At 72.3% G+C, this 21,065-nt stretch carries 21 protein-coding genes, 1 tRNA gene and 2 riboswitches; of the genes, 14 read left to right on the plus strand and 8 right to left on the minus strand.

Features of this window, described 5'->3' with window-relative positions:
• Positions 1–93: 93 nt before the first annotated feature.
• From ACLQ2R_RS18015 to ACLQ2R_RS18040, 6 genes are all read right to left on the minus strand, one after another.
• Positions 94–342 carry an acyl carrier protein gene (locus ACLQ2R_RS18015; RefSeq protein ID WP_386235334.1) on the minus strand — a complete coding sequence of 83 codons (249 nt, stop codon included), beginning with the start codon at positions 340–342 and terminating at the stop codon, positions 94–96.
• A 231-nt stretch (positions 343–573) separates the two neighbouring features.
• Entirely contained in the window at positions 574–771 is a 198-nt protein-coding gene (locus ACLQ2R_RS18020; protein ID WP_425960942.1) for a hypothetical protein, read from the minus strand.
• 263 nt (positions 772–1,034) lie between these two features.
• Entirely contained in the window at positions 1,035–1,730 is a 696-nt protein-coding gene (locus ACLQ2R_RS18025; RefSeq protein WP_386235337.1) for a nucleotidyl transferase AbiEii/AbiGii toxin family protein, read from the minus strand.
• Entirely contained in the window at positions 1,718–2,062 is a 345-nt protein-coding gene (locus ACLQ2R_RS18030) for a hypothetical protein (RefSeq protein WP_425960944.1), read from the minus strand. The genes ACLQ2R_RS18025 and ACLQ2R_RS18030 overlap by 13 nt, the downstream gene beginning before the upstream one ends.
• Positions 2,063–2,249: 187 nt before the next feature.
• Entirely contained in the window at positions 2,250–3,002 is a 753-nt protein-coding gene (locus ACLQ2R_RS18035) for a hypothetical protein (RefSeq protein WP_425960946.1), read from the minus strand.
• A gap of 60 nt (positions 3,003–3,062) precedes the next feature.
• The gene (locus ACLQ2R_RS18040; protein ID WP_425960948.1) at positions 3,063–3,785 is read right to left on the minus strand and encodes a FadR/GntR family transcriptional regulator; all 723 of its coding nucleotides are present in this window, start codon (positions 3,783–3,785) and stop codon (positions 3,063–3,065) included.
• Between the two features lie 87 nt (positions 3,786–3,872).
• Between ACLQ2R_RS18040 and ACLQ2R_RS18045 the strand changes: the two genes are divergently transcribed.
• The 8 genes from ACLQ2R_RS18045 (at position 3,873) to ACLQ2R_RS18080 (ending at position 13,738) form a co-directional block, all read left to right on the plus strand.
• Positions 3,873–5,228 (plus strand): glutamine synthetase family protein, encoded by a 1,356-nt coding sequence (locus ACLQ2R_RS18045; protein ID WP_425960950.1) that lies wholly within the window; start codon positions 3,873–3,875, stop codon positions 5,226–5,228.
• A 2-nt stretch (positions 5,229–5,230) separates the two neighbouring features.
• Complete coding sequence (locus ACLQ2R_RS18050; RefSeq protein WP_425960952.1) at positions 5,231–6,580, plus strand: aldehyde dehydrogenase family protein; 1,350 nt, start codon at positions 5,231–5,233, stop codon at positions 6,578–6,580.
• Between the two features lie 4 nt (positions 6,581–6,584).
• On the plus strand, positions 6,585–7,349 hold the full coding sequence (locus ACLQ2R_RS18055) for a 3-oxoacyl-ACP reductase (protein ID WP_425960954.1): 765 nt from the start codon (positions 6,585–6,587) through the stop codon (positions 7,347–7,349).
• A 44-nt stretch (positions 7,350–7,393) separates the two neighbouring features.
• Positions 7,394–8,089, plus strand: coding sequence for a gamma-glutamyl-gamma-aminobutyrate hydrolase family protein (locus ACLQ2R_RS18060; protein WP_425960956.1), 696 nt, complete (start codon positions 7,394–7,396; stop codon positions 8,087–8,089).
• Between the two features lie 168 nt (positions 8,090–8,257).
• Positions 8,258–8,356: riboswitch (glycine riboswitch) on the plus strand.
• Positions 8,357–8,452, plus strand: a riboswitch (glycine riboswitch).
• A gap of 33 nt (positions 8,453–8,485) precedes the next feature.
• Positions 8,486–9,577: a glycine cleavage system aminomethyltransferase GcvT gene (gene gcvT / locus ACLQ2R_RS18065; RefSeq protein ID WP_425960958.1), complete on the plus strand. Its 1,092-nt coding sequence runs from the start codon at positions 8,486–8,488 to the stop codon at positions 9,575–9,577.
• Positions 9,574–9,966 carry a glycine cleavage system protein GcvH gene (gene gcvH / locus ACLQ2R_RS18070; RefSeq protein ID WP_425960960.1) on the plus strand — a complete coding sequence of 131 codons (393 nt, stop codon included), beginning with the start codon at positions 9,574–9,576 and terminating at the stop codon, positions 9,964–9,966. The genes gcvT and gcvH overlap by 4 nt, the downstream gene beginning before the upstream one ends.
• Positions 9,967–10,039: 73 nt before the next feature.
• Positions 10,040–11,416: an L-serine ammonia-lyase gene (locus ACLQ2R_RS18075; protein WP_425960962.1), complete on the plus strand. Its 1,377-nt coding sequence runs from the start codon at positions 10,040–10,042 to the stop codon at positions 11,414–11,416.
• A gap of 168 nt (positions 11,417–11,584) precedes the next feature.
• Positions 11,585–13,738: a hypothetical protein gene (locus ACLQ2R_RS18080; RefSeq protein ID WP_425960964.1), complete on the plus strand. Its 2,154-nt coding sequence runs from the start codon at positions 11,585–11,587 to the stop codon at positions 13,736–13,738.
• A 224-nt stretch (positions 13,739–13,962) separates the two neighbouring features.
• On the opposite strand, the gene ACLQ2R_RS18085 is transcribed toward ACLQ2R_RS18080, so the two are convergent.
• Positions 13,963–14,634 (minus strand): DUF6286 domain-containing protein, encoded by a 672-nt coding sequence (locus tag ACLQ2R_RS18085; RefSeq protein ID WP_425960966.1) that lies wholly within the window; start codon positions 14,632–14,634, stop codon positions 13,963–13,965.
• 149 nt (positions 14,635–14,783) lie between these two features.
• On the opposite strand from ACLQ2R_RS18085, the gene ACLQ2R_RS18090 reads away from it, so the two are divergent.
• Positions 14,784–15,977: an amino acid deaminase/aldolase gene (locus ACLQ2R_RS18090; protein ID WP_425960968.1), complete on the plus strand. Its 1,194-nt coding sequence runs from the start codon at positions 14,784–14,786 to the stop codon at positions 15,975–15,977.
• Positions 15,978–15,998: 21 nt separating this feature from the next.
• Here ACLQ2R_RS18090 and ACLQ2R_RS18095 read toward each other — a convergent pair whose 3' ends face one another.
• Positions 15,999–16,331 carry a DUF3618 domain-containing protein gene (locus ACLQ2R_RS18095; RefSeq protein WP_425960970.1) on the minus strand — a complete coding sequence of 111 codons (333 nt, stop codon included), beginning with the start codon at positions 16,329–16,331 and terminating at the stop codon, positions 15,999–16,001.
• Between the two features lie 111 nt (positions 16,332–16,442).
• Here ACLQ2R_RS18095 and bcp point away from each other — a divergent pair, with 111 nt between their 5' ends.
• The 5 genes from bcp to ACLQ2R_RS18120 all read left to right on the plus strand — a co-directional run bounded on the left by bcp (position 16,443) and on the right by ACLQ2R_RS18120 (position 21,065).
• Entirely contained in the window at positions 16,443–16,907 is a 465-nt protein-coding gene (gene bcp / locus ACLQ2R_RS18100) for a thioredoxin-dependent thiol peroxidase (protein ID WP_425960972.1), read from the plus strand.
• Positions 16,908–17,430: 523 nt separating this feature from the next.
• Positions 17,431–17,503, plus strand: a tRNA-Leu gene (locus ACLQ2R_RS18105).
• Positions 17,504–17,859: 356 nt separating this feature from the next.
• On the plus strand, positions 17,860–19,062 hold the full coding sequence (locus ACLQ2R_RS18110; protein ID WP_425960974.1) for a sensor histidine kinase: 1,203 nt from the start codon (positions 17,860–17,862) through the stop codon (positions 19,060–19,062).
• Positions 19,063–19,334: 272 nt separating this feature from the next.
• Entirely contained in the window at positions 19,335–20,021 is a 687-nt protein-coding gene (locus tag ACLQ2R_RS18115) for a response regulator (protein ID WP_425960975.1), read from the plus strand.
• Between the two features lie 273 nt (positions 20,022–20,294).
• Positions 20,295–21,065, plus strand: coding sequence for an ABC transporter ATP-binding protein (locus tag ACLQ2R_RS18120; RefSeq protein ID WP_425960977.1), 771 nt, complete (start codon positions 20,295–20,297; stop codon positions 21,063–21,065).

Consider the following 21,065-nt stretch of genomic DNA (forward strand, 5'->3'; position numbering starts at 1 on the left):
TCACCGCGCCCGTCACCGCGCCCGTCACCGCGCCCGTCACCGCGCCCGTCACCGCGCTTGTCACCGCGCCCGTCATCATGGTCACCGTGCTCGTCACCGGGAGGCCAGCGCGGCGTGCAGGACGCCCGCCATGTCGGCCACGGTCCTCGCCCCGGCGAAGTCGGCGGGGTCGAGCTGGATGCCCAGTTTCTCCTCGATGATGACGGAGATCTCCACCCATTCCAGGCTGTCGATCTGGTGGTCGGCGATGGAGGCGCCGGGCTTCACCTGGTCGCTCGGCACGCACAGGACCTCGGCGATCGCCGATCGGACGACGGACGTGGCTGAATCGAGGCTGGTCATTCGCCCACCTTCAAATGATCGGTCCACTTACGCCCTTTAATGCCTCCGGACTATAGCCAAACAGACATATATTCTGTCTATGTACGATCATGCGGAATTCGCGAAATTTCCGCTCATGAAATGATGAGTAATAGGACCCGGACAGCAGAAAACCGGTGTCCCGCCGACGCGGAGTCGGCTCCGGCAGGAGCCCGTCGGCGGGACACCGGTGACCGGTGCGGTGGACGAGGGTCAGTGGCGGCGGGCGCCGTACTCCTTGCGCATCTCCGCGACGGTGTCCAGGATCTCGTCCTGGGTCTTCAGAAGCTTCGCCTCGGCCTCCTCGGTCCTGGCCTCGGCCACCAACCGGCGGTTGCCCGTCCGGCTGCCCAGCTTCAGCTTGGCCTTGGCCTTCATCTCGCGCAGGTTGAGCTTCTCCATGAGACCCATGATCAGTACTCCTTCGGCAGAGAGGACCTTCGACTGCCCGGCGCGCGACCGAGTATGCGTCCGGGAAGTCCTCCCTTTTCACCGGGGTCCCGTCTGTACCGCTCTCGCCCGGGTTCCGGCGTTCACCGCTCTCGTCCCGTTCCGGCGCCGCGCCTCCGGTGCCGCGCGTCCGGCGTCAGGTGTCCGGCGCCGCGTGCCGGATATCCGTGCCAGGGCCGCGTTTCAGGTGTCGCGTCTCCGGTGCCGCGTTTCGGGTGCCGCCGTCAGTCGGGGTCGGGAACGTCGTCGTACTCCACGTCGCCCTCCTCGGCGCGGCGCAGGCCGATGTCCTCCACCCAGGCGTGGGCGAACCTGCGGATCTCGGTGACCCGCTCGCCGTTCACGCCGTAGGCCTCGAAGTCCTCGTCGGCGATCAGGTCGACGAACTCCAGGCGCATCACCAGCTCGGCGAGCGAGAACTCCTCGTTGTGCAGGCGGGCGAGGTGTTCCAGCTCGCGGAAGCCGTACAGGTGGGAGACCGAGGCGATGTCGATGACGTCCCTGGCGAGGCTGCGCTCGTGCAGGGCCCGCATCTTCAGGCCCACCGCGTCGTCCAGGGAGACGACGGAGAGGTCGCCGACGATCACGGGCTGCTGCTGGAACGCCTCCCTGAGCAGGTCGAACTCGCAGCTCTGCTCGGTCACCGGGTCGCTGACCACGAGGCGGCCCATCCTGGGCGTCACCTCCGTCAGGGTGACCTCCAACCCGGCCTGCCGGAACGCGTCGGCCATCCCCTCGGCCACCTCGGGCAGCGGCGTCTCGGCGGCGGTGGCGAAGTCGAGGTCGTTGCTCGGGCGTTCGGTGAAGCCGTGGGCGTTCATGGCGTAACCGCCCGCCAGGACCAGGCCGTACCGGGTGCAGGCGGGCAGGGCGGCCTCCAGCATCCGCTGCTGGAAGGGGGGCAGGATCACCGCGGCCATCCCGGCGCCAGGGCCTCGTGCCCCAGCGCGGTGATCTTGGTTTCCCAGGCCCTGCGGTAGCTCGGCCCGATGCCCCGGCGCAGGGTCGGCCAGTCGGCCAGCAACAGGTCGGCGTTCAGGAAGGACTCGGCGTCGGAGCGGCCGCCCCCGGTGATGACCGTGCGGTACAGGCTCATCCGCAGCAGCGGATCGACCAGGTCGTACTCCGCCAGCCCGGACCAGCCCAGATGGCCGGGCAGGGCGACCTTCCCGGTCGCCGGGCCGCGCAGGTCGGTCAGCGATTCGGGGACGCGCTGCTCCACGCCGTCCCAACGGGAAGGAAGCGTACTCACGCCCTCCAGTATGCCCGCCTCCGGCGCGCGGGTACCGCCCGGCGCGCCTGGCGCCGGCGCGCCGGGCGCCGCGGCACCCGGTCCGCGCGCGAAAGCGGCGCCGCACGGCCCGGCGGGAGCGACAGGAACGACGGGAGCGGCAGGAAGCCGCGGCGTACGGTTCGGCGAAGGAAACGCCGGAAGCGGCTCAGCGGCGGGAGCGGCGGCGGGTGGAGGGCAGGTCGTGGCGGCCGGAGAGGAACTCCTGAAAGGCGATCTTGGCGCGGATCACCGGGCGGCGCCATCGCTCCTCGCGGCGCTCGGCCCTGGCCAGCTTGGCCGGGCGCGGCCGCCGGGCGCCCGGGGCGAGGAACCAGTGGGCCCAGGGCGAGCCGGGCCTGGCCAGCCGCAGGGCCCCCGGCACCAGCAGGAGCGGCAGGAACAGGCCCGCCAGCCCGGTCCAGATCTTGCCCTTGAGCAGCGTGATCACGGCGAGCCCGAGGTTGACCACGATGAGACCGGCCGCCGGCCATGCGCCCAGCGGGGTGCCGTCGGAGTCCCCCCAGCCCAGGGGACGCAGGCCGAGCAGGAGCAGGCCGGTGACCGCGACGGCGATGAACACGGCGTCGACCGAGGCGCGCCCCTCCTCCTCCCAGTAGACGTCCCTCAGGTGCAGGATGAGCGCGAACTCGTCGAGGATCAGGGCGGCCCCGGCTCCGAAGACGGCCGCCGTCACCGCGTACCAGCCGTCGGAGACCCCGGAGACGATGAGGCCCGAGACCCCGCCCAGCAGGGTGAGCACCACGCCGAACACCACGTGGTGGATGTGCATCTCGCCGACGTTGACGTTGCCGAACCAGCCGATCCTGGCGCGGATCAGCCGGACGTTGACCCGGGTGAACAGGAAGGCGGCGATCAGCGCGACGAAGAAACAGAACAGCGGCAGCCGTCCTGCGTCCATGATCCGTTCCTGGAACAAATCCTCCACCGGCCCATCAGGCTATGCGAGAACCCCGCGGCGTCAGGCGAGGAAGCCGCGCAGCAGGGCACCGGTGCCCTGCAGGTGCTCGTCCACGGCCCGGCGCGCGGCCTCCGGGTCCCGGGCCAGGATGGCGGCCACGATCGCCGCGTGCTGGACCGCGGCGTGCTCGATGTTGCGCTGCAGGATCGGGATCGCGTCGAGCAGGTCGGTGATCCGGAGCCTGGCGTCGGCGCAGCAGGCGGTCAGCAGCGCCGAGCCGGTCAGCTCGGCGATCGACAGGTGGAAGGCCGTGTCGAGACGGCGGTAGTCGTCGGGGTTGGCCGAGTTGACCGCCTGCAACCGCTCCCGCAGGGCGTCGCGGCGCTCCCGGGTCAGCTCGGTGGTGGCGAGCACCTGGGCGGCCCCGCACTCCACCGCCATCCTGAACGTCAGCGCGTCCTCCAGGTCGTCGGTGCCCATGTCCACGACGGCCCGGCGCAGCTCGTCCTCCTGGCGCGGCCGGGGCGGGGCGTAGGTGAGGAACGCGCCGCCGTACCTGCCACGGCGTACGCTGAGATAGCCGGCGTCCTGCAACGCCCGGATGGCCTCACGCAGGGTGACCCTGCTGATGCCGAGCTGGGCGGCGAGCTCCCGTTCGGGCGGCAGTTTCTCGGCCACCAGGCCGAGCTTGATGACCTGGAGGAGCCGCTCCACGGTCTCCTCGAACGCGTTTCCGGCACGTACCGGCCGAAGCACGGTCACCAGCCGCGACACCTCGTCCACATCTCACCTCCGGCCCTTGACAAGGCTCCCCTCGCTGCACGTCAATGGTCTGACAATAGCCCAATAAGACTCCGGCGAGGAGGGCGCGTGGACACCGACGAGCTTCACGACGAGGTGCGGGCGGGGCGGATCGACACCGTTCTGCTGGCGGTCGCCGACATGCAGGGGCGCCTGCAGGGCAAGCGACTCTCGGCCCGCTACTTCCTGGAGGAGGTGCTGGGGCACGCCTCGGAGGGCTGCAACTACCTGCTGGCGGTCGACGTGGACATGAACACGGTCGACGGCTACGCGATGTCCTCCTGGGAGCGGGGCTACGGGGACTTCACCATGAAGCCCGACCTGTCCACACTGCGCCGCGTGCCCTGGCAGGACGGGACGGCCCTGGTGATGGCCGACCTCCTGTGGGAGGACGGCTCCGACGTCACCGCCTCGCCCCGGCAGATCCTGCGCCGCCAGCTCGACCGGCTGGCCGGGCACGGCTGGGGCGCGTTCGTCGGGACCGAGCTGGAGTTCGTCGTCTTCGCCGACACCTACGAGGACGCCTGGCGCCGGGGCTACCGGGACCTGACCCCCGCCAACCTCTACAACGTCGACTACTCCCTCCTCGGCACCGCCCGGGTCGAGCCGCTGCTGCGCCGGATCAGGCTCGGCATGGAGGGCGCCGGGATGTACGTCGAGTCGGCCAAGGGCGAGTGCAACCTGGGCCAGCACGAGATCGCCTTCCGCTTCGGCGAGGCCCTGGCCGCCTGTGACAACCACTCGATCTACAAGAACGGGGCCAAGGAGATCGCCTCCCAGGAGGGGATGTCGATCACCTTCATGGCCAAGCCCAACCAGCGCGAGGGCAACTCCTGCCACATCCACATCTCGCTGCGGGACGGGGACGGGGAGCCGGTCATGGCCGGGGGCGGAGGATCGTCGGGCAAGCACGGCCTGTCGCCGGTGGGCGAGCGCTTCATCGCCGGTCAGCTGGCCCTGATGCGCGAGCTGACCCTGCTGTACGCGCCGAACGTCAACTCCTACAAGCGCTACGTCCCCGGCAGCTTCGCGCCCACCGCGGTCAAGTGGGGGGTGGACAACAGGACCTGCGCGCTGCGCCTGGTCGGCCACGGCCCGTCGCTGCGGATCGAGAACCGGGTGCCCGGCGGCGACGTCAACCCCTACCTGGCCGTCTCGGCGCTGATCGCGGCCGGGCTGCACGGCATCGAGAACGCGTTGCCGCTTGAGGAGGCGTTCGGGGGGAACGCCTACTCGTCGGGGGCGGAAACGGTTCCGCACACGCTGCGGGACGCGCTGGAGCTCTGGGAGGGCTCCTCCTTCGCCCGGGACGCCTTCGGCGAGGACGTGGTGGCCCACTACGCGAACAACGCCCGGGTCGAGCTGGCCGCCTACGACGCGGCCGTGACCGACTGGGAGCTGTTCCGGGGATTCGAACGGATGTGAGCGTGAAGATCATCAATCCGGCGACGGAAGAGGTGCTCGCCGACATCGAGCCCGCGGACGCCGCGGCGGTCGACGAGGCGGTGGGACGCGCCGGGCGCGCCTACCCGGCCTGGCGGAGGGTCTCCCCCTCCGACCGTGCCCGCCTGCTGCGCCGCTTCGCCGCCCTGGTCCGCGAGCACGCCGGGGAGCTGGCGCTGCTGGAGGTCGCGAACGCCGGGCACACGATCGGCAACGCCCGCTGGGAGGCGGGCAACGTCGCCGACGTCCTCGACTTCTACTCCGGGGCGCCCGAACGCGACCACGGCCTGCAGATCCCGGTGCCCGGCGGGCTGGACGTCACGTTCAGGGAGCCGCTGGGCGTGGTCGGCGTGATCGTGCCGTGGAACTTCCCGATGGTCGTCATGACCTGGGGTGTGGCCCCGGCGCTGGCCGCGGGCAACACCGTGATCGTCAAGCCCGCCGAGTGGACGCCGCTGACCGCGCTGCGGGTGGCCGAGCTGGCGCTGGCCGCGGGCCTGCCCGAGGGGGTGCTCCAGGTCCTGCCCGGTGAGGGCGAGGTCGCGGGCGCCCGGCTGGTCGCGCACCCCGGCGTGTCGAAGATCGTGTTCACCGGGTCGACCGAGGTGGGCAAGGAGATCGCCGCCGTCTGCGCCGGGCAGGTCAAGCGGCTCACGCTGGAGCTGGGCGGCAAGAGCGCCAACGTGGTCTTCGCCGACGCCGACCTGGAGAAGGCCGCGGCGACCGCGCCGTACGCGGTGTTCGACAACGCGGGACAGGACTGCTGCGCGCGCTCGCGGATCCTGGTCCAGCGGAGCGCCTACGAGGAGTTCATGGCCCGGTTCGGCGAGGCGGTGCTGGGCGTCCGCGTCGGCGACCCGCGCGAGGAGGGCACCGAGATGGGCCCGCTGATCAGCGCCGAGCACCGCGAGCGGGTCGCCTCCTACGTCACCGAGCCGCCCCACCTGCGGGGATCGTGCCCCGAGGGGCCGGGGTTCTGGTACCCGGCGACCGTCCTGACCCCGCGCTCGACCGGCGACCGGGCGTTCACCGAGGAGATCTTCGGGCCGGTGGTGTCGGTGGTGCCGTTCGACGACGAGGCCGACGCGGTACGGATCGCCAACGACACCCCGTACGGGCTGAGCGGGTCCATCTGGACCCGTGACGTCGGCCGGGCGCTGCGGGTGGCCCGGGCGGTCGAGGCGGGCAACCTCAGCGTCAACTCGCATTCCAGCGTCCGCTACTGGACGCCGTTCGGCGGCTTCAAGCAGTCGGGGCTCGGCCGTGAGCTGGGACCGGACGCGCTGGCGGCGTTCACCGAGACCAAGAACGTCTTCATCTCCGAGGAGGGGTAAAGCGATGCAGCGTCTGCAGGACCGGGTGACCGTGATCACCGGCGCCGGAAGCGGGATCGGCCTGGCCACCGCGCGCCGGTTCGCCGAGGAGGGCGCCCGCGTCGTCTGCGTGGACCTGGACGAGGCGACCGGTTCGGCCGCCGCGTCCGAGGTCGGCGGGCTGTTCGTGAGGGCCGACGTGACCGTCGAGGACGACGTGGACCGGGTGTTCAGGACCGCGTTCGACACCTACGGCAGCGTGGACGTCGCGTTCAACAACGCGGGCATCTCACCGCCGGAGGACGACTCGATCCTGGAGACCGGCATCGACGCCTGGCGCCGGGTCCAGGAGGTCAACCTCACCTCGGTCTACCTGTGCTGCAAGTACGCCATCCCGTACATGCGGCGCCAGGGCAAGGGGTCGATCGTCAACACCGCGTCGTTCGTGGCCGTGATGGGCTCGGCGACCAGCCAGATCTCCTACACCGCCTCCAAGGGCGGGGTGCTGGCCATGTCGCGCGAGCTGGGCGTGCAGTTCGCCCGGGAGGGCATCCGGGTGAACGCGCTCTGCCCGGGGCCGGTGAACACGCCGCTGCTGCGGGAGCTGTTCGCCAAGGACCCCGAGCGGGCCCAGCGCCGCCTGGTGCACGTCCCGCTGGGGCGCTTCGCCGAGGCCTCCGAGATCGCCGCCGCGGTGGCGTTCCTCGCCTCGGACGACGCCAGCTTCATCACCGGCTCGGAGTTCCTGGTGGACGGCGGCATCTCCGGTGCGTACGTCACCCCGCTGTAGAACATCCCGGGTTTCCGGGAAAGAGCAAGGTAAGGCAAAAGATCATGTCCCGTCCCGTCATCGGCATCACCTGTTACGTCGAGCCCGCCCGGTTCACCGTGTGGGAGACGACGACGGCGTTGCTGCCCTACGACTACGTCGACCACGTGGCCCGCGCGGGCGGGCAGCCGGTGATCCTGCCCCCGGCCGGCGAGCCCGCGCCGCTGGTGGAGCGGCTGGACGGGCTGATCCTGGCCGGTGGCGGGGACGTCGGCCCGGAGCGGTACGGGCAGGAGCCGCACGCCAGGACCGGTCACGTCCGGCCGTTCCGCGACGACGCCGAGCTGGACCTGGTCCGGGCGGCGCTGGAGCGGGGCCTGCCCTTCCTGGGGGTGTGCCGGGGCATGCAGATCCTGAACGTCGCCCTGGGCGGCACCCTGCACCAGCACCTGCCCGACGTGGTCGGCCACTCCGGGCACGCCCCGGCACCCGGGAGCCACGGCAGGATGCCGGTGCGCCTGGCCCCCGGCAGCCGGACGTCGAAGGTCTTCGGGACCGACACCGTGGACGTGGCCCACTACCACCACCAGGCCCTGGACCGGCCGGGCGAGGGCCTGACCGTGACCGCCCACGCCGAGGACGGCACGATCGAGGCCGTGGAGCTGGACGACCACCCGTTCGCCGTCGCCGTCCAGTGGCACCCCGAGGCCGACGACGAGTCGGCCCTGTTCGAGGCCCTGGTCCGGCACGCCGCCCCCTGACCGGCCCGACCGGGCAGAGACTCGCCCCCCCCTTCGGGGACGCCGAGCTGCGCGTGGACTGCGCCGAGCACCGGCCTCGGGACACCGGCGCCCCCTGACACGGGAGCCGGCCGGGGCGGGGGATTCCGCTCGGACGGTGCGGGCGGTTAGGGTGGCGGTGACACCGATGAATCCCGCGCGGGAGAGCGTCCTGACATCCAGGCCAGGACCCCTGAAGGAGCAAGCCCTCCCCGCGAACCTCTCAAGGCAAAGGACCGTGCGGGTAGGTGCTCTCTGGAAAGCAGGCCCCGTGGCCTCGCCGAAGGTGAAAGTCCGGGCAAAAACCGGATGAAACTCTCAGGCACCCATGACAGAGGGGGAGGATGATCTCATCTGTCCCCTGCCTGAGGTGTGCACATGTCCCGATCTACGCCGTTGCGCGGCGTGCACGAGGCTCTCGGCGCGACGCTGACCGACTTCGCGGGCTGGCTGATGCCGCTCCGCTACGGCAGCGAGTCCGTCGAGCACAACGCGGTCCGCCGGGCGGCCGGCCTGTTCGACCTCTCCCACATGGGCGAGATCTTCGTGACCGGCCCGCAGGCCGCCGAGGCGCTCGACTACGCGCTGGTCGGCCACCTGTCCGCGCTGGAGCCCGGCCGCGCCCGCTACACGATGATCGTCGACACCGAGGGCGGCGTGCTGGACGACCTGATCGTCTACCGGCTGGCCCCCGAGGAGTTCATGGTCGTCGCCAACGCCTCCAACTCCCCGCGCGTCGCCGCCGAACTGGCCGGCCGCGCCAAGGGCTTCGACGCCGTGACCGATGACCGCTCCGAGGGGTACGCGCTGGTCGCGATCCAGGGCCCGCGCTCGGCGGAGATCCTGGCCGGCCTGACCGACGCCGACCTGGGCGGGCTCAGGTACTACGCGGGCCTGCCCGCCTCCGTCGCGGGCCGCGAGGCGCTCATCGCCCGTACCGGGTACACCGGTGAGGACGGGTTCGAGCTGTTCGTCGCGTCCGGGGACGCCGAGGCGATCTGGTGCGCCATCAGCGAGACCGGCGCCTCGCACGGGCTGATCCCGGCCGGCCTGTCCGCGCGTGACACCCTCCGGTTGGAGGCGGGCATGCCGCTCTACGGCAACGAGCTCTCGGCCGCGCTGACCCCGTTCGACGCCGGGCTGGGCCGTGTGGTGAGGTTTGACAAGCCGGGCGACTTCGTCGGCCGGGCCGCCCTCGAACCCCTCAGGGACGTCCCGCCGGGCCGCCGCCTGGTCGGCCTGGTCACGAACGGCCGCCGGGTGCCCCGGCACGGGTATCCGGTGGTGGCCGCCGCCGACGGCGCGGTCGTCGGGGAGGTCACCAGCGGAGCGCCCTCGCAGTCGCTGGGCAGGCCCATCGCCATGGCCTACGTGGACAACGGCCTGTCGTCGGGACTGGCCGTCGACATCCGGGGCAGCCGCGAACCGGTCGAGGTCGTCGCACTGCCTTTCTACAGGAGGACACAATGAGCAGCATTCCCGAGGACCTGCACTACACCAAGGAACACGAGTGGGTCTCAGGAGTGGATGACGGCCTGACCCTCACCGTGGGGATCACCGCCTACGCCGCCGAGGCGCTGGGGGACGTGGTCTACGTGCAGATCATCCCCGAGGTCGGCAGCACGGTCACCGCCGGCGACACCGTCGGCGAGGTCGAGTCGACCAAGTCGGTGAGCGACATCTTCACACCGGTCAGCGGTGAGATCGTGGAGGTCAACCAGACCGCCGTGGACGACCCCTCGCTGGTCGGCGCCGACTCCTACGGGGAGGGCTGGCTGTTCCGCATCCGCCTGGAGGGCTCCGCCGACGACCTGCTGTCGCCGGAGGAGTACGCCGCGCTCACCTCGGGCGAGTCCTGAACCTCCCGCTCCGTCACACCCGGGCCACGCGCGTCCCCGGGCGCGCGTGGCCGCCCACGCTGGAAGGACCCAGATGACGATCAGCGTCTTCGATCTCTTCAAGGTCGGAATCGGCCCGTCCAGCTCGCACACGGGCGGCCCGATGGCCGCGGCCCACAGGTTCGCCCGCGGCCTGCACCGCGACGGGCTCCTGGAGAAGACCGCCCGGGTGAGCGCCGTCCTGTACGGCTCGCTCGGGCTGACCGGCAAGGGACACGGCAGCGACAAGGCCGTGATGCTCGGCCTGTCCGGTGAGAAGCCCGAGCTGGTCGACATCGACACGGTCGACGAGCGGCTGGCCGCCATGCGCGAGTCCGGCACCGTCACCCTCTACCGCTCCCACGAGATCCCCTTCGTCGTCGGCGAGGACCTCGTCTTCGAACGCAAGATCTCGCTGCCCGGCCATCCCAACGGCATGCGCTTCACCGCCCTGTCGGAGTCGGGCGAGACGCTCCGCGAGCGGGTCTACTACTCGGTGGGCGGCGGTTTCGTGGTGGACGAGAACGCCACCGGCGCCGACCGGATCAAGCCCGACGACACGGTCGTGCCCCACCCGTTCGGCACGGCCGCCGAGCTGCTCGCCCGGTGCGCCGAGACCGGGCTGTCGATCTCGGGGCTGATGCTGGAGAACGAGCGGGCCTTCGGCCGCAGCGAGGCCGAGATCCGCGAGCGGCTGCTCACCCTCTGGCACGTCATGACCGAGTGCGTGAACCGGGGCATCGGCAAGGAGGGCGTGCTGCCCGGCGGCCTGAAGGTGCGCCGCCGCGCCCACCAGCTCCACCGGCAGCTGCGCAGCGAGACGCAGGAGAAGGACTCGCTGCAGACGATGGACTGGGTGTCGCTGTTCGCGCTGGCGGTCAACGAGGAGAACGCCGCGGGCGGGCGGATCGTCACCGCCCCCACCAACGGCGCGGCCGGCATCGTCCCCGCCGTGCTCACCTACTACGACCGCTTCACGCCCGACGCCGACGACGAGGGCGTGATCCGCTTCCTGCTGACCGCGGGGGCGATCGGCGTGCTGTTCAAGGAGAACGCCTCGATCTCCGGCGCCGAGGTCGGCTGCCAGGGCGAGGTCGGCTCGGCCTGCTCGATGGCCGCGGCCGGGCTCACCGAGGTGATGGGCGGCACCCCCGAGCAGGTGGAGAACGCCGCCGAGATCGGCATCGAGCACAACCTGGGCCTGACCTGCGACCCGATCGGCGGGCTGGTGCAGATCCCGTGCATCGAGCGCAACGCGCTCGCCGCCATCAAGGCCATCGCCGCGGCCAGGATGGCGCTGCGCGGCGACGGCCGCCATTTCGTCTCGCTGGACAAGGCCATCAAGACGATGCGCGACACCGGCCGCGACATGCTCGACAAGTACAAGGAGACCAGCCGCGGCGGGCTCGCGGTGAACGTCATCGAGTGCTGAAATGGGACCGGCTCGCCCGGCGGGACCGGCGCGAGACCGACGTGCGGAACTCGCGGTGAACGTCGTCGAGTGCTGAACGGGGCCGCCGCGTCGCGGCCCCTTCCGTTCCTTATGTCCCGATCGACACCAAATCTCGCATCCCGTAGGGCAGTCCGCGGCACCACGCCTATGCTGGGTGACCTCATCCGCGGGACGATGGAGGTCGTGGTGGTGACGGGAACGCACGCGGTGAGCCCCTCCCGCCGTTCCGGTCCGGCCACCCCCTCCCGGGGCCGGCGGGTGCTGCGCCTGCTGGTCTCGCACCGGGTCTTCCTGCTCGCCCTGCTGGCCGGTGGCGGGGTGCGCGCGCTGGCCGTGCTCGGCTACCGCCCGGCCCTGTGGTTCTGGGCCGACTCCTTCGTCTACCTGAACGCCGGGCTCTCCCCGCGCCCCCTGGAGTCCCGTCCCTCCGGGTACGCGCTGTTCCTGTGGATCCTCAAGCCGCTCTCCAGCGTCCAGGCCGTGGTCGTCGTCCAGCACCTGTTGGGGCTGGCCGTGGCCGTCTGCGTCTACCTGCTGCTGCGCAGGCTGGGCGGGCTGCCGGGATGGGGGGCGACGCTGGCCGCGCTGCCGGTGCTGCTCGACGTCCACCAGGTCCAGCTCGAACACCTCGTCATGGCCGACCTGCTCTTCCAGTTCCTGGCGGTGGTGGCGGTCACGCTGCTGCTGTGGCGGCGGCGCCCCGCGACGTGGGTCGCGGCGACGGCCGGCGCGCTGCTGGCCGCGGCGACCGTCACCCGGACCGTGGGGCTGGCGCTGATCGCCGTCGTGGCGGTCTGCCTGACGGTCCGCCGCGCCGGGTGGCGGGCGGTCGCCGCGACCACGCTGACCGCCGCGATCGGCCTGGGCGGGTACGCGGCCTGGTTCGCCTCCGAGCACGGCACCTACGGGCTGACCCGGGGGAACGCGTTCCTGTGGGCGCGGACGATGACCTTCGCCGACTGCGCCGTCATCCGGCCGCCCGGCCCCGAGGCCGCCCTGTGCCCCGCCGAGCCGCGGGACGCGCGCAAGGCGCCGCCGCTCTACATCTGGGACGGCGACTCGCCGCTGAACAAGGTCAAGGGGAGCTGGGCCGAACGCGACGCCCTCGCCGGGGCCTTCGCCACCCGGGCCGTCATGGCCCAGCCCGTGGACTTCCTGCGGACCGGCCTGGCGGACGTGGCCCACATCTTCGACTGGGACCGGCGCGTCTACCCGGTCCCCGGGCCGCAGAGCGCCTACGTCTTCCCCGGCAGCGCCCGGCCCTTCCCCGCCGGGACCGCCTCGCAGGGCAGGACCGCCGAGGAGCTCACCGTGGCCTACCAGGGCGCCTCGGGGGCGCCGGTCCTGGTCGAGCCGTACGCGGGGCTGCTGCGCGGCTACCAGGAGTACGGCTACGTACGGGGTCCCTATCTCGCGTTGATCTGCCTGGTCGGGCTGGTCGGCGTGCTGCGGCGGCCGCGGCGGCTCGGCGGCGCGGTGCTGCTGCCGTGGACGGCCGGGACCGTGCTGCTGGTGCTGCCGCCGTTCATCGCCGCCTTCGACCACCGCTACGTCGTGCCCGCCCTCCCGCTGCTCTGCCTGGCCGCCGGGCTCGCCTTCGGCTCCCGGCGGCACGAGGAGCGGCAGGAGGAGCGACACGAGCGGGAGCGCGCCCCGGGAGGGCCCGGCCACCCGCACGACGACGCCGGGACGGATCCCGGGGACGGCCCCGGGGGCGACCCCGACACGACAGGGCCGGACGACCAGGCGCCGTACGACGGGGCGGAGGACCACCGCTGGGCGTCCGGCCGGCCAGTGTACGCCAGCCCCGTCCACGAGGTGGCCCACCACGAGGGCGGCACCGCGGAGGGGTCGCCGGGAGCGTACGGCGGGACCGGAGGGATCGCCGGGGCGATGCCGGGACACGGCCCGCAGGGAGCGTACGGGGCGCCGCTCTTCGGCAGGCAGGCCCACGACGAGACCGGCGGCGGGCCCCACGGGGGCTCGCACAACGGGTCCTACGGCGGGTACGGCGGGTCCTACCGGGCCTCAGCGACGCCGGACGTGCAGCCGGACCAGCACGCCGAGTTCTACCTCCCCGAGCGCCCGTCGGACCTTCCCCACCGCGTCCCGGTTGAGCCGCGCCACCAGCTTGCCGACATCGGTCCCCGGGGCGCAGCACACGGTGACGCGCAGCCGCTCGTCCCGTACGTGCCTGACCCCGACCCGGGTGAGCCCTTCGACTTCTTTAAGGGCAACACCGAGCACGGCCGTCCCCGTCCCGGCCCGCCTGCCGCACCGTCCCCACCCCAGGGCGTGTAGCAGCCACCGCACCGCCAGGACCGCCAGCACCGTCAGCGTCAGTGCGGCCAGCCACCCCTGCCAGGGGTGCTCGGCCAGCCATCCGGGAAGGCCGCGGTGCGCGAGCCGGGTGTCCGGGCGGTGGCCGGGAAGGTCGCCGCGTCCCCGCAGGAAGGCGTACAGCCCGGCGCAGCCGAGCGCCGCGCCGGTGGCGGCCAGGCCGATCCGGTTGCCCGCGTACGGCCTCACCTGCTCCCCCGGCGGCACAGCCGCACCGTGACGTCGCCGCCGTACATCGAGCCCAGGCCCGCCAGGCGGTCGCCCACCGCGGTGCCCACCCGGCGCAGGACCGGCCCGGTCCGTTCCGCGCCGGTGAAGACCGTGACCTCGACGACCCGCGAGGCGAGGCGGACCCGGGCCCGGTTCACCTCCTCCACCGACTCGGCGGCCTCCCGCAGCGTGCGGCGGAGACCGGACCGGGTGATGCCGATCACCAGGTGCGGGTCGCCCGGCTCCAGCGGGACCAGCCGCGGCCGTCCCGGCAGGACGGCGAGGGCGAGCATCGCCAGGCCCGCCGCCATGGCGAGCGCCGCGACGGCGAGGACGGCGGGATCGGACCACCTCCACGAGCCCGGCCCCTCGACGAGCAGCCGGTAGGGCTCCCGCGCGACCGGCGACCCCATCAGCAGGCCCACCGTCGTCGAGGCCGAGAGCGACAGCAGCGCGGACGCCGTCAGGGCCGCGGGGACGCCAGCCGGGGTCCTGCCCGGCCGCAGCAGCCGCAGCGACCTGCGGCGTACCTCCTGGAACTGCTCGCCCGCGGCCTTGCCGGCCGCGCCGCCACCTGCCGAGCCGCCGCTCCCCGAGCCGCCACCGCTCCCCGAGCCCGCCAGGATGTCCTGGAGAGTAGTCGTCATTCGTTCAGATGTACGCGCCCCGGCCGCCCCGGACGGGAGTTCCCCCGCCCACTTGCCCGTTCCTGTGCCCTCCCCGGCGGGAGAATTGATCACCCCGGAGACAATGTGAACATTACTCATATTCGTTGTCGCCGGGTTATCCTGCGGACATGGACGACCGCCAGCGCTACGACCGGCTCACCGCCCACCTCGATCCCCCCTTCGCCGTCGTCGACCTGCCCGCGCTGCGCGCCAACGCGGCGGCGATGGCCCGGCGGGCGGCGGGCAAGCCGATCAGGATCGCCAGCAAGTCCGTCCGTTCCCGGGCCGTGCTGGAGCGGATCCTCGCCATGGACGGCTACGCCGGGATCATGGCCTTCACCCTCCCCGAGGCCCTCTGGCTGGTCTCCACCGGGATGCGGGACGTCCTGGTCGCCTACCCCACCGCGGACCGCGCCGCGCTCGCCGAGCTGGCCGCCACGCCGCGCGTCGCCCAGGAGATCGCCGTCATGGTGGACCGGGACGAGCAGCTCGACCTCATCGAGGCCGCCGTGGCCGGGGTCCGCGACCGCCAGGAGATCCGGGTCTGCCTGGACGTCGACGCGGGCTACCTCGCGTTCGGCGGCCGGTTCCGGGCCGGCGTGCGCCGCTCCCCCGTCCGCGACATCGGCCAGGCCGTCGACCTGGCCACCGAGATCGCGAAACGGCCGGGCTTCCGCCTGGTGGGCGTGATGGCGTACGAGGCGCAGATCGCCGGGGTCGGCGACGACCTGCCCGGCAGGCCCGCCCGCGCCCGGGCCGTCCGCTGGATGCAGTCCCGCTCCCAGCGCGAGCTGATCACCCGCAGGGGCCGGATCGTCCAGGCCGTGCGCCAGGTCGCCGACCTGGAGTTCGTCAACGGCGGCGGCACCGGCAGCATCGAGAAGACCGCGAGGGAGCGTGCCGTCACCGAGATCACCGCGGGCTCCGGCTTCTTCCACCCCCGCCTGTTCGACTTCTACCGCAACTTCACCGGCAGGCCCGCCGCCCTGTTCGCGCTGCCGGTGGTGCGCCGTCCCGCCCCGGGCGTGGTCACGGTCCTCGGCGGCGGCTACACCGCCTCCGGGCCTCCCGGCCGGGACCGCCTGCCCCAGCCCTACCTGCCGTACGGGCTGCGCTACGACCCCGACGAGGGGGCCGGGGAGGTCCAGACCCCCCTGATCGGGGAGGCCGCCGAGGACCTGCGCCCCGGCGACCGGGTCTGGTTCCGGCACGCCAAGGCCGGTGAGCTCTGCGAGCGTTTCACCAGCCTGCACCTGATCGAGGAGGACGGGATCGCCGACGAGGTCCCCACCTACCGGGGCGAGGGCCACGCCTTCCTCTGACCCCCGCGCCGAACGTGTCCGTCAGCGGTTGCGACGCCTCCACAGCATGATGATCGCGCCGAGCGCCAGCGCCGCCCCCACTCCGATCAGGACCGGCGCCAGATCCGGCCGGTCCTCCTCCCACAGGTCGTCCGGCTCGCCGGCGACCCGCACCGGCTTCGGCCCGGCCGCACCGCTCACCAGGTCACCGACCTGCGCGACCAGGTGCTCCGCGTTCGCCCTGACCTTCGCCACGCCACGCTCCGCGACCCGCTTGGGGCTCACCCGGTCCGCGATGGCGTCCACCGTCTGCGCCAACTCCGCACGTGTGCGCTCGATCTGCCGTTCCAGCTCCGCGGGATCGGTGTCCGCCATGGCTGTCCTCCCCTACACCTCGACGTCGATCAGTCTGTCAGGTCCTGTCCACCCTCGGCACTTCGGGCGGGCCGGTAGGTTGACCCGGGAACCATTCCTCGGAGGACCATCATGAAACTCGAGCCGGGCGACGCCGCCCCGGACTTCACGCTTCCCGCCGCCGACGGCACCACCGTGTCGCTGGAGGCCTACCGCGGCAGGCGCGTCATCCTCTACTTCTACCCCGCCGCGATGACCCCGGGCTGCACGAAGCAGGCCTGCGACTTCCGCGACAGCCTCGACTCCCTGACCTCGGCCGGGGTCGCCGTCCTCGGCGTCTCGAAGGACACCCCGGCCAAGCTCGCGAAGTTCGCCGAGCACGACGCCCTGACCTTCCCGCTCCTGTCGGACCCCGGCCTGGAGGTCCACCGGGCCTACGACGTCTACGGCGAGAAGACGATGTACGGGAGGACCACCATGGGGGTCATCCGCTCCACCTTCGTCGTCGACGCCGACGGCAAGGTCGAGAAGGCCCTCTACAACGTGAAGGCGACCGGCCACGTGGCCCGCCTCCGCCGCGAGCTCGGCCTCGGCTGACCGTCCGCGTCATCCGCGTCATGTGACACGACGTGAGCGGGCCCCGGGAATCGTCGAATCCGTCGTACGATCCCGGGGCGTGCCGTCGAATACGCGTCGCACACGTGAAATACCCGGGAATGCTCTGGAATGCCCGGGGAGCCCCGGCCCGTGCCATGTCGGCGTCATCCCGTGAGCGACGACCGCACCCGCCTCGCCGTCGGCCGCCGCGCTTCACAATGACACGTCCCGCTTTCACGGGGCCGTTCCCCGCCGGGGAAAGCCTCACTGTGCCGTCGCCGTCCGGAACGGGTTCCCGTCCGTGGGGCCGACGGCGGATCCCGCGCAGCTCAGGGGCCTCCTGATCGTAATGGGGATGCCGTGGGGGCGCACGGGATGTAGGATCGAACACGTTCGGCGCGGCCGGGAATCGACACCGAACGTTCACCGCATCAATGGCGGCCGGCCGACAAAAGAAAAGAAATCCCCCGTTCTCTCGGCCCGAATCGTGGTTCACGGCGGAGAAACGCGCGGGGAAACTCCAGGGGCCGTAGTCCAACGGCAGAGACACACGGTTTAGGTCCGTGCCAGTTCGGGTTCGAATCCCGACGGCCCTACAGAAGAATTCACGGCCGTCGACGGTGCGGGGCCGGAAGGCTCCGGCAGGCCCTGTCGCCCGGCGGCGTGTTCCCCGCGGGGACCCGCGAAGGCGCGGAACGCGCACCGCCGGGAACACCGGGGAGAAAACGAAAGGTCACGCGGCCCGTTCTCAGCGACCGCGTGACCCGTCGTCGTTGTGACTGATCACCACAAACTGCTCCCTTTACTCACCCCTGAAGGTGCTCCCAAAGACCATCGTGCCGTAGGGGCCGTAAGGCCCGTGTAAGCGGTGCCGGATGTGCGACCTGGGTCGTACACCCACTTCCCCCTTCAGGGGGAAGGGTTCTGATCTGGTGATACGTATCGTGGTGGTGTGTTCGGCAGACTACGCGCCTGGAGCGGGCGCCATCCCAGGATCATCGACGCCCTCTGGCTGGTCCCGTTCCTGCTGGTCTCGCTGCTCAACGTGGTGGCCGTGGGGAGCGGCACCACCGCCTGGGAGGCCGCGGGCCTGGAGGCGTGGTGGTTCGCGGGGCTGGGGATCCTGCTGTTCGCGCCGCTGTTCTGGCTGCGCGGGCGCCCCGTCACGGTCTTCGCGATCATCTCGGCGACCTGCTTCCTCCAGTGGATGCTCGGCGTCCAGCCGCTGTTCTTCAACGTCTCGGTCCTCATCGCGATGTACGGGGTGGCGTCGCGGAGCTCGCTGCGCTGGGCCGTCGCGGCGGGCCTGGTGGTGGAGCTGGGCCTGTTCCTGGCGTTCACCTGGCCGTCCGCCGAGGAGGCGGGGAGCGGGGTCGTCCTCGCGACCGTGTCGGTGTTCCCGGCCGCGATCTGGATGGCGGGGATCTACGCCAACACCCGGCGCCGCTACCTGGAGGGGCTCGAGGAGCGGGCGGAGCGGGCCGAGCACGAGCGCGACCAGCAGGCCAGGCTGGCCGCGGCGGCCGAACGGGCCCGTATCGCCCGCGAGCTGCACGACGTGGTCGCGCACAACGTGAGCGTGATGATCGTTCAGGCCGACGGGGCGGGGTACGCGATCGACCACGACGTGGAGCAGGCGCGCCGGGCGATGCAGGCGGTCTCGGCCACCGGGCGCAGGGCGCTGGCGGAGATGCGGCGGATGGTCGGCGTGCTGCGGGCCGACGACGCGCGGGGGGAGTACGCGCCGCAGCCGAGCCTGGCGCAGCTGGACGAGCTGGTGGCGCAGGTGCGGGCGTCCGGCCTGCCGGTGGACCTGCGGGTGTCCGGGACCGTCAGGGACCTCCCGGAGGGGGAGCAGCTCACGGTCTACCGGATCGTCCAGGAGGCGCTCACCAATACCCTCAAGCACGGCGGCCCGGTCAGCAGGGCCACGGTCGAGATGGAGTACGGCGTGCGGGATCTGCTGCTGCGGGTGACCGACGACGGCCGGGGCGCCTCGGCGCCGGAGCACGAGGGCGGGCACGGCCTGGTGGGGATGCGTGAGCGGGTGGCGATGTTCGGCGGGAGCGTGGAGGCCAGGCCCGGTACGGGCGGCGGCTTCCGGGTGGTGGCACGGCTCCCCATCGCCGGGGCCGGGACGGGGCGGGCGGCATGACGGAGCGGACGGCATGACGGAGCGGACGGCATGACGAGGCACGGCCGGTATGACGGCCCGGACCGTTCTCCGGTGGGAGAGGACCGGCCCGGAGAGACTCCACGGGACCGGGACCGGGACCGGGACCGGGACCGGGACCGGGACCGGGACCGGGACCGGGACCGGGACCGGCTCGGACGGGAACGGCTCGGACGGGAACGGCTCGGACGGGTGGCGGCGGGGCGGGATCGCCCGGCAGGGAACGGCGCGGGCCGGGAGCGGGAGGCGGCCCGATGAGCGGCGAGGTGATCCGGGTGATGCTCGTCGACGACCAGGAGCTGCTCCGCGCCGGGTTCCGGATGGTGCTCGGCGCCCACCCCGACGTCGAGGTCGTCGCGGAGGCGGGCAACGGCGCCGAGGCCGTGGCGCTGGCCGGGCGGGTCGCGGTCGACGTGGTGCTGATGGACGTGCGGATGCCGGTCATGGACGGGGTGGAGGCGACGCGGCTGATCCGCTCGGCGCCCGAGGGGCCCCGGGTGCTGATCCTGACCACCTTCGACCTGGACGACTACGCCTTCGCGGCGTTGAAGGCGGGCGCGTCGGGGTTCCTGCTGAAGGACGTGCCCCCCTCGGACCTGGTGAGCGCGATCCGTTCGGTGCACAGCGGGGACGCGGTGGTGGCGCCCAGCACGACCCGGCGGCTGCTGGAGCGTTTCGTCGCGCACCTCCCGTCGGCGGGGGCCTCGGGCACGGCGGAGCCCGCGGCGTCGTCGGGGCTGACCGCCCGGGAGCGGGAGGTGCTGGTGCTGGTGGCGAGGGGACTGTCGAACACCGAGATCGCCGGTCGGCTGGAGCTGGCGGAGGCGACGGTCAAGACGCATCTGGGCCGGGTGCTGGCCAAGCTGAGCCTGCGGGACCGGGCACAGGTGATCGTGTACGCCTACGAGACCGGCCTGGTGACCCCCCACTCGGCCGACTGACCCCGGCCCCGCCCGTCCCCCGCGTCCCCGCCGGTCCGGTTCCGACCGGCTCTGCCCCGCCCCTCACCGCCGTGCCGACCGTCGTCACCGCCCCGGCCGCCCGGTGTCTCTCGGCCGAACGGCCGAGGCGGCCGTACGACGAAGGTGGCGCCCCTCCTCCCCCGGGCGCCCCCCGCACGGCCCCAGGTCGGGCCTAATGCCTGATGGATCCGCCTCTCCACGTCAATAGCGTTTCCTGCGTCATAACGTCGTACGTCGTCGAGGAGAGCTGTCGTGACCATCACCGGAGAGGTCGGCGCGTGGGACGCCCGAAGAGGCGCGGCGCCGGCCGTGACGGCCAGGGGCCTGACCAAGGTGTACGGCCGGGGGGACACCGCCGTGCACGCGCTGCGGGGCGTGGACGTCGCGTTCTCCACGGGTGCCTTCACCGCCATCATGGGGCCGTCGGGGTCGGGCAAGTCCACCCTGATGCACTGCCTGGCCGGGCTGGACACGGTGAGCGGCGGGCAGGTGCGCGTCGGGGACGTGGAGCTCACCGGGCTCGACGACAGGAAGCTCACCATGCTCCGCCGCGAGCGGATCGGATTCGTCTTCCAGGCGTTCAACCTGCTGCCGACGCTCACGGCCGAGCAGAACATCCGGCTGCCGCTGGACATCGCCGGCCGGATGGCCGACCCCGCCCTGTTCGACCGGGTGGTGGACACCGTGGGCCTGCGCGAACGGCTGGGGCACCGGCCCTCGGAGCTCTCGGGCGGGCAGCAGCAGCGCGTCGCGGTCGCCCGCGCCCTGATCAGCTCGCCGCAGGTCATCTTCGCCGACGAGCCGACCGGCAACCTGGACTCGCGCAGCGGCGCCGAGGTGCTGTCGTTCCTGCGCACGTCGGTACGCGAGCTCGAACAGACGATCGTGATGGTCACCCACGACCCGGTGGCCGCCTCCTACGCCGACCGGGTGATCTTCCTGCGGGACGGCCTGCTGGTCGACGAGCTGGCCGGGCCGACGCCGCAGTCGGTGCTGGACACGCTGATGAAGCTGGAGGCGTGA

It is taken from the genome of Streptosporangium sp. DT93 (genome assembly GCF_049844535.1).
Lineage (GTDB): Bacteria > Actinomycetota > Actinomycetes > Streptosporangiales > Streptosporangiaceae > Streptosporangium.